The sequence below is a fragment of the Vibrio mexicanus genome, assembly GCF_001012815.1.
Classification (GTDB): domain Bacteria; phylum Pseudomonadota; class Gammaproteobacteria; order Enterobacterales; family Vibrionaceae; genus Vibrio; species Vibrio mexicanus.
This window is the reverse complement of sequence record NZ_JYJP01000056.1, coordinates 22,512-35,020: the sequence shown is the minus strand read 5'-3', so window position 1 is coordinate 35,020 and position 12,509 is coordinate 22,512. Positions and strand designations below refer to the sequence as shown.

12 protein-coding genes and 1 pseudogene are annotated in these 12,509 nt (G+C 45.1%); 6 read left to right on the top strand and 7 right to left on the bottom strand.

Annotation, left to right across the window (positions count from 1 at the left end; genetic code table 11):
• Window positions 1-39: 39 nt before the first annotated feature.
• Complete coding sequence (htpX, locus tag UA76_RS09340) at window positions 40-921, bottom strand: protease HtpX (RefSeq protein WP_047045265.1); 882 nt, start codon at window positions 919-921, stop codon at window positions 40-42.
• Window positions 922-1,182: 261 nt separating this feature from the next.
• Here htpX and UA76_RS24070 point away from each other — a divergent pair, with 261 nt between their 5' ends.
• Complete coding sequence (locus UA76_RS24070) at window positions 1,183-1,350, top strand: hypothetical protein (protein ID WP_202906927.1); 168 nt, start codon at window positions 1,183-1,185, stop codon at window positions 1,348-1,350.
• 58 nt (window positions 1,351-1,408) lie between these two features.
• Here UA76_RS24070 and bioD read toward each other — a convergent pair whose 3' ends face one another.
• The 4 genes and pseudogenes from bioD to bioB form a co-directional block, all read right to left on the bottom strand.
• Window positions 1,409-2,089 (bottom strand): dethiobiotin synthase, encoded by a 681-nt coding sequence (gene bioD / locus UA76_RS09335; RefSeq protein ID WP_047045262.1) that lies wholly within the window; start codon window positions 2,087-2,089, stop codon window positions 1,409-1,411.
• Entirely contained in the window at window positions 2,086-2,874 is a 789-nt protein-coding gene (gene bioC, locus UA76_RS09330) for a malonyl-ACP O-methyltransferase BioC (protein WP_420340911.1), read from the bottom strand. The genes bioD and bioC overlap by 4 nt, the downstream gene beginning before the upstream one ends.
• 74 nt (window positions 2,875-2,948) lie before the next feature.
• A pseudogene (bioF, locus tag UA76_RS09325) lies at window positions 2,949-4,102 on the bottom strand (8-amino-7-oxononanoate synthase).
• Window positions 4,086-5,138, bottom strand: coding sequence for a biotin synthase BioB (gene bioB, locus UA76_RS09320; protein ID WP_047045260.1), 1,053 nt, complete (start codon window positions 5,136-5,138; stop codon window positions 4,086-4,088). Before bioB ends, bioF begins: the two are co-directional and overlap by 17 nt.
• A gap of 205 nt (window positions 5,139-5,343) precedes the next feature.
• Between bioB and bioA the strand changes: the two genes are divergently transcribed.
• The gene (bioA, locus tag UA76_RS09315; RefSeq protein ID WP_047045258.1) at window positions 5,344-6,624 is read left to right on the top strand and encodes an adenosylmethionine--8-amino-7-oxononanoate transaminase; all 1,281 of its coding nucleotides are present in this window, start codon (window positions 5,344-5,346) and stop codon (window positions 6,622-6,624) included.
• A 67-nt stretch (window positions 6,625-6,691) separates the two neighbouring features.
• Here the strand turns inward: bioA and UA76_RS09310 are convergent, their stop codons facing one another.
• Window positions 6,692-7,288: a YccT family protein gene (locus UA76_RS09310; RefSeq protein ID WP_157617610.1), complete on the bottom strand. Its 597-nt coding sequence runs from the start codon at window positions 7,286-7,288 to the stop codon at window positions 6,692-6,694.
• Window positions 7,289-7,367: 79 nt separating this feature from the next.
• A complete protein-coding gene (locus tag UA76_RS09305) occupies window positions 7,368-8,300 on the bottom strand; it encodes a porin (protein WP_047045252.1) in 933 nt (310 codons plus the stop codon).
• Between the two features lie 499 nt (window positions 8,301-8,799).
• Here UA76_RS09305 and dinG point away from each other — a divergent pair, with 499 nt between their 5' ends.
• The 4 genes from dinG (at window position 8,800) to rsmS (ending at window position 12,486) form a co-directional block, all read left to right on the top strand.
• Complete coding sequence (gene dinG, locus UA76_RS09300; RefSeq protein ID WP_047045249.1) at window positions 8,800-10,875, top strand: ATP-dependent DNA helicase DinG; 2,076 nt, start codon at window positions 8,800-8,802, stop codon at window positions 10,873-10,875.
• 89 nt (window positions 10,876-10,964) lie between these two features.
• Entirely contained in the window at window positions 10,965-11,744 is a 780-nt protein-coding gene (locus UA76_RS09295) for a sulfite exporter TauE/SafE family protein (RefSeq protein WP_047045245.1), read from the top strand.
• Entirely contained in the window at window positions 11,741-12,289 is a 549-nt protein-coding gene (locus tag UA76_RS09290; protein WP_047045242.1) for a primosomal replication protein, read from the top strand. The genes UA76_RS09295 and UA76_RS09290 overlap by 4 nt, the downstream gene beginning before the upstream one ends.
• 2 nt (window positions 12,290-12,291) lie before the next feature.
• Entirely contained in the window at window positions 12,292-12,486 is a 195-nt protein-coding gene (gene rsmS / locus UA76_RS09285) for a pleiotropic regulatory protein RsmS (protein ID WP_047045239.1), read from the top strand.
• The last annotated feature ends 23 nt before the right edge of the window (window positions 12,487-12,509 follow it).

Here is a 12,509-nt window from a genome sequence, read left to right as displayed (position 1 = left end):
AAGAGACAGGCATTACGCGGCCTTTTCACAATCAATCGATTAGCAGTTAGTGTAACTACGTAGTGCATTGATTCGCTTGTCTAGCGGCGGGTGGCTCATAAGAAGCTCAGTCATCGTGCGCTTACCGTTGATACCAAATGCCATCATAGAACCTTCTAGCTGTGGCTCGTGGCTCACTTTCAAACGCTCTAGTGCAGCAATCATCTTTTGCTTACCCACTAGTTTTGCTGCACCGTAGTCAGCGTGGAACTCGCGATGACGGCTGTACCACATAGTAATGAAGCTAGCTAGGAAACCAAACACTAGTTCTAAGACAATTGAAACACCGAAGTACACCATGGTATTGCTGCCTTGACCTTCCTCGTCGCTGTTGTTCGATGCAACGATATTAGCGATGAAGCGAGATAGGAAGATAACAAAGGTGTTCACAACACCCTGCATTAGCGTCATTGTGACCATATCACCATTTGCAATATGGCTCACTTCGTGTGCAAGAACGGCTTCAGCTTCATCACGTGTCATGTTATGTAGCAGACCTGTTGATACTGCAACTAATGAATCATCACGCTTAGCACCCGTTGCAAACGCGTTGATATCTGGCGAATCATAAATCGCAACGGTTGGCATCCCAATCCCAACTTGTTGAGATTGTTGTTTTACCGTCTCTAGCAACCAGTGCTCAGTTTCATTACGAGGGCTTTCAATCACTACGCCACCAACAGAGCGTAAAGCCATGCCCTTTGACATCATTAATGAGATGAACGAGCCACCAAAACCAAAGACAGCGGCCATCAATAGAATACCTGACGTGCTTCCGCCGCCTAGTTGGATTCCAAGTACAGCACTCAAAACATTCAAAACAATACTTAATACCAAGATAACGGCTAAGTTAGTTGCTAAGAACAGCATTACTCGCTTCATTCACTTTCTCCGAATGGATAATAATTATTTTTATCTAACGACTACGTTAGGTCTTTCTTATATATAGTCGTAGATTTAGAAAACAAGGTTAAGTGATAAATTGCAACATTTGATGTCGACTGCAACAAACAGCGGAGATGATCACGAATTAACCGAATAACGCCTTCATGTAGACTTTAGTCGTATTGTCGAAATCCATCAAAAAGACTAGATTCACCTTAGATATAGGATTTCAGCCCTAGATAAAGAAAGGAAACTATTATGGTTGAAGCTAACAACTACCAAATGGCTATTGATTTACTTTGCTGTCACCTAGGTATTACGGAAGACGAAGCAAAGCAACAGCTTGGTATTGAGCAAGAGCTTAAGAAGCAAGAGCAAGTGATTGACACTCAATACTCGCTGCTAGGTCTAACTTCAGAGAAGTAGACACCAGATACGAAAAAGGGCTGCACTATGTGCAGCCCTTTTTAATTATGACATTTAATCATTTCTTGAGTAAATCTAGATTAATGTACTTTCCTAGACCAACACGCTTAGCACTTGGAATATACGGGATTTCGCCAATCTTTGGAGCATCAATGTTTGCTTCAAGATGCTCAATAATGTCAGCGTAATTTTCAGTACCAGGATTCACTCGGTTAGCCACCCAACCGACTAGGTTCAAGCCGTCTGCTTTAATGATCTCAGCCGTCAGCATCGCATGGCTCAAACAACCAAGCTTAATGCCCACAACCAGAATCACAGGAAGTTGCTCCTGTTTAACCCATGTCGACAGACAGTCGTCCATTGAAACAGGCACTCGCCATCCGCCTGCACCTTCCACTAATACACAATCTGCCTGCGTTTTGTGCAATGCAAGCTTATCGCTCAGCACGCCATACTCAATTGACGCATTCTCTCGTCTAGCCGCGATATGAGGTGAAGCTGGCAACTCAAGTGCATACGGATTAACATCATCGTATGGCATCTCAACAGTGGCAGCTTTTTGTAAATGTAAAGCATCAGAGTTTCTCAACCCTTGCTCTGTTTGATCGCAGCCAGCGGCTACTGGTTTATAACCAATGGTTGAATAACCTTTTTCCGCTAACGCGTGAAGAATCGCTTTAGACGCGACTGTTTTACCAACATCGGTATCCGTACCCGCAATAAAAAATGCATCAATCATAATTGAATAACCCCTAAACAAACCTGATAAGTTGCAGGTAGAAGACCCTGATGGTTTTTAAACGTTTGATATTGCTTCTCTACATTCAGAAGCGTGCGTCTGCTGGTTAAACCTTGCGAGCGACCACTCACATGTCCAGCTCCTATGCCTTTGAGATCTCTCATTAAAGAAAGAGCTGAAGAATACCAAACCGTAATTTCGGGAAAGTTTAGGTGATGCTCGTCACACTTAGATTGCGCTAACGCAATTTTTACGTCACTTAAAGTGATAAAATCTATGACGTGTTGATGTGAATCAATTTTTGACCAAGCGCGCTTGAGTTCACATAAAGAGCCATCAAGTAACGTCGAAAATGCTGCTTGCCCCAAGGGTTTGGTCACTCGGCGTATTTCACTCAATGGCGCTGCCAAACTCGAACACCATTGCAAAGCAAGGCTAGAGAAAACAAAATCTACTGAGTCAGATTCAAGTGGTAGCGACTCGGCATCCGCAAGTAGATAAGTCATACCTTTATCACCACAGCGGCGCTGGGCTTGACTAAGCATGGCCTGCGACAAGTCCGCGCAAATCACTTGCGCTCCTCTCTCCTGCAGTAAACGAGAGAAGTAGCCAGTCCCACACCCTAAATCCAGCACGACTTTACCCGTTAGTGACTTGGGAAGGAGCTCGAGCAAACGATGACCCACATCTCTTTGAAATTCTGCATGTTGGTCGTAGCTGTTTGCTGCTCGGCTAAAAGCTTGAGCAATGGCAGATTTTTCATCAGTCAACAAGCGTTCAGCCATGGCACTTTCTTCCTCTGGCATTGAGGTTTCAGTGATCGTGGCTTCAGATATGGAGACTTCTGCGATGGCATAATTCATTTCACACACTCCATGTTACGGCGAATACTACGCGCTAAATGTTCAATTTGCTGTTGGGTATGATTGACCGTTAATGTAATTCGCAGCCGCGACGTTCCAACAGGGACAGTTGGCGGACGAATTGCGCTTACCCAACATTTGTCCGATGCTAACAGTTTCGAAAGCTTCACAGCGTTAGCACTATCGCCTATCACAAATGGCTTAATAGCCGTTTGCGTTTCAACGTAACCGTCTAAGTCGGATAGATTCTCATGATAGCAAGCTTGCAACTCAGCAAGTTTATCCCTACGCCACTGCTCACCTCTAAGCTTCTTTGCCGCACACGTTAACGCATGGGCCAAAGACGGAGGCATGGCCGTCGAATAAACATGGTGACGAGCAAACTGAGTGAGATAGTCCCCAACCTGACTGTCACATAAAACAGCGGCGCCGGATAACCCAAACGCTTTACCAAATGTCACCACCAAAATATCTGGCTCATTCCCGCATAAGCGGAACTACCCTTGCCTTCGGTACCAAGCTGTCCAACACCATGAGCGTCATCGACAATCAAAACGGAATTATCAGTACACACCTTTTTAATCGCAGACAGAGGGGCCAAATCTCCATCCATACTAAACACGCCTTCGGTGACAACAAACTGCGTTTTGCTGACATCAAGCAAACTTTGTAAGTGCTCAACATCATTGTGCTTAAAGCGTCTCATAGTCGCAGGAGACAGCATCCCCGCCTCCATCAATGAGGCATGATTAAGCTTGTCTTGTAGGAGTGCATCACCTTTTTGCATCAGAGAAAACAAAAGCGCCTGATTGGCAGAAAATCCCGAGCTAAAAAGTATCGCGCGGTCAAAACCGAGCCATTCGCATAAGGTTTGCTCTAACTGATGATGTGCGTAATCAAAACCCGTTACTAAAGGGGAAGCACCACTGCCACATCCATAGCGATCCAGCCCCTCTTGCCATGCGCGTTTTAAATCTTCATCACTCGCAAGACCGAGGTAATCATTACTGGAGAAGTTAACAAGCGCTTCTCCGTCACGCTTTATATGCGGAGCTTCGGCACTGTCAAAGGTGTGCAACTGACGGCTAAGCCCTTGCTGAATACGCTCATCAAGGGCTTGCTTGATTCGGAGATCAAACGCTCGCGTCATAGAAGAGATCATCTTTCGTTGGACGTGCAGCAACACGTTCGACTACGCGATCTAGTAGGTCGTTTTCTTCAATCTCATCGGGTTTCTGAGAGACTTGCTGACTGTTGATGCCGAGCTTGTCAAACAGCATCATATCTTTATCTTCAGAAGGGTTTGGTGTAGTCAGTAGCTTGCAGCCATAGAAAATGGAGTTGGCACCAGCCATGAAACACAGCGCTTGCATCTGTTCGTTCATGTTTTCACGACCCGCCGATAAGCGAACCGCTGATTGTGGCATCATAATACGAGCAATGGCGATCAGGCGGATAAAGTCAAATGGATCCACGTCATCCACTTCCTCAAGTGGCGTTCCCTTAACTTTCACCAGCATGTTAATCGGCACACTCTCTGGATGAGTCGGTAAGTTGGCCAGCTCAACTAAAAGACCTGCGCGATCATTGGTGCTTTCGCCCATACCGATAATACCACCCGAGCAAATCTTCATCCCTGCATCACGGACATGTGACAGGGTATCTAAACGGTCTTGATAGGTACGAGTGGTAATAATGTTGCCATAGAACTCTGGAGAGGTATCTAGGTTGTGGTTGTAGTAGTCTAGGCCCGCATCAGCTAGCTGCTCCGCTTGATCACTGGTCAACATACCCAGTGTCATACACGTCTCTAACCCCATGCCTTTTACGCCTTTGATCATCTCTGTAAGATGTGGCATGTCACGCTCTTTCGGGTTCTTCCATGCTGCACCCATACAAAAGCGCGTTGAACCAGCATTTTTTGCTTTAGTCGCCGCATCTAAAACACGCTCAACTTCCATCAAACGCTCTTTTTCGATGTCGGTAGTATAGCGGGCACTTTGAGGACAGTATTTGCAATCTTCAGGGCAAGCACCGGTTTTGATCGACAACAAAGTACTGACTTGAACATAATTGTGCTGTTGATATTGACGATGAATGGTTTGTGCTTCAAAGAGTAGATCCATAAACGGCTTCTCTAGCAGAGTGCGAACTTCTGCGACCGTCCAATCATGACGAACTTCCACGTGTCTTCCTTCTCGATATTGCGCTGTCTGATCAACGCTTATTGATTATGTTGTGATGCAGCATTGGCTATAAGCGGTTAATGTGACTTAATCCAAGGCGCTATCAAATCTAGTTGGCTAGTCTACCGTCAAGGGTTAAACTGTCAACCATTGATATTTTCATTAGTTTACAACTGAACAAAATTTAATCACAAAGAGATTATTCATGGATTTAGAGTTTGATCGCAATCATATCTGGCACCCCTATACATCAACACTTAACCCTTTGACTTGCTACCCCGTAAGCAGTGCTGCAGGTGTAGAGATTAAGTTAGAAACAGGGGAAACTCTTATCGACGGAATGTCATCTTGGTGGTCGACCATACATGGCTATAACCACCCACACCTCAATCAGGCGGCTCATCAACAAATTGATTCGGTATCTCATGTGATGTTTGGCGGCATTACTCACAAACCCGCAATCGATTTGTGCAAAAAACTGGTTGCAATGACACCGGGAGATTTGGATAAAGTGTTTCTCGCCGACTCTGGTTCCGTCGCAGTCGAAGTCAGCCTTAAAATGGCCCTGCAGTATTGGCACGCAAAGGGGGAAAAACGCTCGAAGTTTCTTACTCTGAGAGACGGCTATCATGGTGATACCTTCGCCGCTATGTCGGTCACCGACCCTGACAACTCAATGCACTCACTATATAAAGGTTTTCTACCCGAGCATATTTTTGCTCAATCTCCAAACACTGGCTTTTGGCAAGAGTGGAATGAGCGTGATCTTGATGACTTCAAATTAAAACTAACAGAACACAAAACTGAAATAGCTGCCGTTATCCTAGAACCTATTGTTCAGGGTGCTGGCGGCATGCGAATCTATCACCCTGAGTTCCTTAAAGGGGTACGTCAGTTATGTAATGAGCACGGTATTCTTTTAATCCTCGATGAAATCGCCACTGGGTTTGGTCGAACAGGGAAAATGTTCGCCTGTGAACACGCTAACGTCGTTCCTGACATCCTTTGTGTTGGTAAAGCGCTAACTGGGGGCTACATGACTCTGTCTGCCACCATCACCAGCAAAAAAGTAGCGGATACCGTTTGTGGAGGCGATGCTGGCTGCTTTATGCATGGCCCGACGTTTATGGCCAATCCACTAGCGTGCGCAGTGGCGAACGCCAGTATGGAGCTACTCGCCCAAGGTGATTGGAAGCAGCAAACACATGCGATTGAACAGCAGTTTTCTCTGCTTCTGCCCGAGTTATTGAAACATGAATTGATAGAAGATGTCCGATGGCTTGGTGCGATTGGCGTTGTTCAAAGTACTGCGCCCGTCGATATGGAGAAGATCCAACAACATTTCGTCGAGCAAGGCGTTTGGATCAGGCCATTTGGTAAGCTGATATACATGATGCCACCATTCATTAGCCAACCTAAACATATTGAGACGTTAGTCAACGCAATCACGACAGCACTAGAAAGTGAAGAATGCTTCTCAGAATAGACAACCCATGAACTAAAAGAGCAACCGATGTATGGCTGCTCTTTTGCGTTGTTAGGTGCTTAACAGACTATTGTAGCGTCATCCAATGTTGGAACTCGGCTCTCTGCTCTTCATCCGCTCTGCTATACCAGAGTTTTAACTGTTCGACAGTCTCTTCATGTTTTGCTTTTTCTGCTAACTTGAGCTTGCCCGCAGGAGTCTCACTGTCTGCTGACAGCACAATGTTTTGGGCATAATTGTATTCGGCGATAATATCTTCAATTTGCGCGTAAGGCATAAAGCCCTCACGGCCTGGTAGTAATGCTGAATTGTGCACCAACAACTTGCCATCACTCTTGACTATCCATTTAGGCGAATGGCGGAATTTTTTTTCTGCATCAGAGTAATTAATCACTTGGGGATGATTAATCACGGCATCTTTCGTGGTGTCAAAATCAATTACAAACGGTTTTGAAGTAAAGTATTCTCGTGAGCTGCCTTTTGTTAGTCGCTTAGACATACGCACAACCACTTGGTTGAAACCTTGGTTTATCTGATAGGCCTTCTCTTCCCCAACCTTTAACCCGTTAACCACCAATACCTCGACACCGCGTTCGACTGTCAGTTGATTTGCCATCGAGCCCAATGAAATGACCGATAAACAAACTAATACAAGATATTTCACTGCTTCACCTTTTTGACTTTTATACAACTAAAAAAGCCGCCCAAAAAGGCGGCTTTTACGATACTGTCTAATACTTAGATTAGAAGTTTACGTTTAGGCCTAAACCAAGGAAGTCTTGATCTTCTGCACCTTCTTTGTCGTAACTTGCTACTTCTGCAAAGATTGTTGTTTTCGCACCGAATGCGTATGCGACACCTGCGTAGAAACCATCATCAGACGTTTTGCCGCCCGCTGCTGGTTTGTTATCTACGTTACCGTAACCTGCGTATAGACGGTAAGCGTCGATGTTGTACTCACCGCCTAAACGGTATGCATCTGCCTTGTCCTTGTTGAACACTTCTTCAGAAGAGTAGTCAACGCCCACTTTAGCATCGCCGAATGCGTAGCTTGCGCCAACGTTGTAACCCGTTGCGTGGTCTTTGTTGCCAGACTGTTTGTAATCAAAGTAACCTGCAGATAGGCCTAGACCAAAGTCAGCGTCGTAAGAACCAGCAAGAGTAAGACCAGTTACATCACCTTCTAGGAACTGGTAAGAAGCAGAACCTACAAAACCGTTAATGTTAGCAGAAGTTGCTTTGATGATACCATTTTCACGACCACGGTCTTCTAGCTGTTGAGAGAAACCGTAGTATTCATCGAAGCCGCCACGGAATGCTAGGTCATCAAAAGACGTTGTTTGACGACCGAAAGTCACTGTTACTGCGTCAGTAAAATCTAGACCAGCGTATACGTCACGGTTTTTAAGGCCGTGGTCGTCGTCTTCAGTAAGTTGGAACTCAAATTTACCTACTGCTGCAACGCCTTCTGTTACTTGGTGACGTAGTTTAAAGCCTAGACGAGAGTCGTAAGCGTGTACGTCTGTATCAGTACCTGTTGATTTTTGCTTAGTCGTTTCTACAACTGCGTATGCACGACCTGTAAGTTCAAGAGTAGAACCGTCTGCATTGTAAATTTCTGCTGCTTGCGCAGAACCCGCTGCAAGTACTGCTAGAGCTACTAGAGTCTTTTTCATAATAATCCACTGCCTTTTCTTTAAGATGGGAAATCCTTATCCGGTTCCCTTTATATTTTTTGATGTCGCCCTTGCTCTTTGGCTTGGTGCTCACATCAGTAAACTCGGTGGCTAGATTGCAAAAGAATATTCGGCATGTCAAATAAACCAAAAAGTTATATAAAAATAAATCAAACACATAAAAATCAACAAGTTAGGCATAAAATAGGCGTTATTTTGAAGCGCGTCGAAAGTTTTATGAAAATTTAATTAAATTACATTTTCAATATAAAAATCTGAAATTTATGTCACAAATGTTAACAGTTAGAATTTATGACTATATTGACACGTATAACATCGACTTATATTTTTTACATTTTGAATTAATTTCAACTCATTGAAGAAACGCACATTTTTTGTGAACGAGATCTACATTTCAATGAAAAGCATTCAATTTCGCACCAAGAGTTTTGTCTAGAGATCTGTGCTATAGTCACGGCCCCGTTAAGTAGGTCACACTATGCCATCCAGCAATATTCAAAAATCCATTCGTCATAGTTATCAATGCTTGCAGAGCCAACTCGATAACTTTATACCTCGACGTTCCCAAAATTACTTGGTTGCAGAAATCGCAAAAACACTGTGTGGTGATTATCACAAGTCGAATCGCACCATCGTCGCCGAAGCAGGTACGGGGATCGGTAAGTCACTCGCTTATTTAATGGCGGCCATCCCCGTTGCTGTTCATAACAATCGCAAAGTCGTGATTTCAACCGCGACCGTCGCCCTTCAAGAGCAGCTAGTAAATAAAGACCTCCCTCTTTATAGAAGACTCAGCGACCGTGAGTTCTCGTTTATTTTGGCCAAAGGCAGGCAGCGTTATTGCTGCGCGGAAAAACTCGCTACAGCCTGTGGCGCAGACGGTGGCCAGCTCGCGTTGTTTGAAACCAAACCTAAAAAAGCCGACGTTGAACTGTTTGAGCGTATGTACAAAGCCTTTTCACAGGGCAAATGGGATGGCGATAGAGACTCGTGGCCTACCCCTATCAAAGATGAACTGTGGCAAATCATTGTTAGCGATAAACATAGCTGCAACAACAGCATGCCCGCTCATCGTGGCTGTCCATTTCAAAAAGCTCGTTCGGAACTTGATAAAGCCGATGTCATCATTGCTAATCACAGCTTGGTAATGGCGGACGTAAATCTTGGCGGCGGCGTAATCCTTCCCGAGCCCGACAATACGATCTACGTCTTCGACGAAGCGCATCATCTGCCTAAAGTGGCTCGAGACCACTCGTCGGCTGCAGCCAGCCTTAAAGGTGCAGCATCTTGGCTTGAGAGACTGAATCAATCGATCAGTAAATTTTCTGGTCTTGCCGATGAAAAGCGCGTTGCGCGTTTTAGAAACGAACTGCAAGATTCGGTTCAAGAACTCATTCCTTCGCTTAAGCAATTAAGTAAGCGGTTCGACCCTGCCCTCTTTGAAGAGAAGCAGTACCGTTTTGAACATGGTGATCTGCCTTCATGGCTAGAAGAAGAATCGAAACAGTTAAAAGTGCTAAGCAATAAAGCCAACCAAGCGGTGGGTAAGATTGCCGATCTGATTGCTGAGCGCGTTAAAGACGGAGAACTCAGTGGGCGACTTGCCGAGCCTGCATTGGCTGAAATTGGCTTCTATATCCAGAGAACGGAAAATCTAGCGCAGGTCTGGAACCTGATGGCAGAACCTAAACGGGAAAAAGGGGCGCCTCTAGCCCGCTGGTTAGAGCTTCACCCAGAGCAAGAAGATGACATTATTGTCAATGTGTCTCCATTGGAAGTGGGCTGGCAGTTAGATCAACTTATCTGGAGTCGATGTGTGGGCGCGGTTCTTGTATCCGCAACCATTCGAGCATTGAATTCGTTCTCATTCTTTTGCCATCAGGCTGGCCTGAGTGACAAACCGGATTCTGGCACCCAATTTTTGGCACTCGCCTCTCCGTTTGATTATCAAAATCAAGCGGAGCTCTATATACCAAAAATGAAGTACGAACCTCAGGCTCCGCAGTTTACAGAATATCTTATTGATCTTTTGCCTAAGTTAATCGAAGACAAGAAGGCGAACTTGGTATTATTCTCTTCTTACTGGCAAATGAATCAGGTTGCTGAAGCACTGGCAAAGTTGTTTATAAAGAAGGGCTGGGCATTACAGGTACAAGGCGATGCTTCCAGAACGGAAATCCTCAATAAACATAAAACCTTGGTTCAATGTCAAAAAACCAGCGTGTTATTTGGAACAGGCAGCTTTTCAGAAGGTTTGGACTTGCCGGGAGAGCTGTTGGAAAACTTAATTATCACTAAGATTCCATTTGCTGTGCCCACGTCTCCAGTAGAACAAGCGCATGCTGAATACATCGAGCAAAAAGGTGGTAACCCATTTATGCAGATAGCGGTACCGGAAGCGAGTAAAAAGCTCATTCAATCCGTTGGACGTTTACTGCGTAAAGAGCGAGATTCTGGTAGAGTTGTGCTCCTTGATCGACGCATAGTCACCAAACGATATGGCAAAGCTCTGATTGACTCGCTTCCGCCATTTAAAAGGACTATCGAATATTAGACGCTCAACCCTACAATCATCGATCAAGGCTCGGTCACGTTGACCGAAATACTAGACAAAAATAAGACTAAAACAAGAATAGATACGATATGGAATATTTTGAACCAAGCATGCTAATCATTTTAGCCTTGGTTGCTTTTGCTGCTGGATTCATAGACGCTGTCGCAGGCGGTGGTGGTATGCTCACCGTCCCTGCATTGTTGTCGCTTGGACTGCCTCCACATATAGCGCTTGGTACGAATAAGCTCGCGGCCACGTTTGCCTCCTCAACAGCGGCATTCACTTACTATAAAAAGAAACTTTTCGATCCATCTTGTTGGAGAAGAGCCTTCGTTGCCACATTAATCGGCGCAACACTTGGTACTTTATTTGTTGATGCAATAAGTACAGAGTGGCTTGAAAAAGTACTGCCTCTCGTGATCTTAGCAGCAGCCATCTATACCATTTGGCATAAAACGCCGAACGCTACTCAGAATGCATCACCAAAGCCTTGCCCAAAACTTCATAAGAAGCAGATTTTGCAAGGTTTATCTCTGGGCTTTTACGATGGTGTCGCAGGACCAGGTACAGGTGCTTTCTGGACAGTCAGTTCCATGGCGCTCTATCGTTTAAATATTCTGCTTGCCTCTGGGTTAGCCAAGGCGATGAACTTTACCAGTAACTTTACCTCTTTGGTTACCTTCGCCATTCTCGGTCATATTGATTGGGTACTGGGTTTGACTATGGGGGTTTGTTTGATGATTGGCGCTTTTGTTGGGGCTCACTCGGCAATTCGTTTTGGCGCTAAGTTTATTCGACCTGTGTTTGTGACCGTCGTGAGCGTGCTGGCCGTTAAACTTGCCTATGAAGCGTGGTTCGTTTCTTTATGAGTCGATTTAGTCAACTTGAGCCCACATTAGAAAGACTCGCCCAACAAGCTGCGCAGCTTGACAGGCAGCGTGGTGAGCATCATCAGCCGTTATTTGATGAACGCTTGTTTCACTGTAAAGCTCGGTTACTTGTCCCTTGTGTTCAAGAAACTAAAGCAACGTTTGACACCATCATTCGCGAAGAAAAAGCCAATCGGCTCACAGCCTTGCGAGCAGAACATCTAACAGAGCAGTTGACCGCACAAATCAGTGCGATCCAGCGCGAGCTATCAACGCAGTCTATTCGTCAAAACGAGCCTAAACACGCCAGTTACTATCGTAAGCCGATCAGCGACTTGTACCAAGAGCTTGCCCAACACCAAGAGTGGGAACGCCGTTTAAAAGAAATGGTTGTTGAAAAACGCTATGCTTTAGAGCAAGCGCCTGCATTCCACCAGCAGCAAGCGCAAAAAGCCCTGCTTGCCACTGAGCAGCGTTTAGAGCGTTGTCAGGAGTCTAAGCTCAAGCTCGAAAAGCAAATCACCTTTAGAGAAAAGAATCAGTAGTTATGCAAGATACCCCTTCGCAAACCGAATCAGTCGACCAGCCAGTTCAAAGCTCGCCTTTAGATAATGCACCGGATGAAATCAAACTGGCCGTTGACCTTATCTATTTGCTTGAATCCAACGAGGTCGACCCAAAAGTCGCCTTAGAAGCAATAAAAATTGTTCAATCTGATTTAGAGCAAAAAATTAACTCGTAGAGCACCTTCTGCGCTCTCTATTT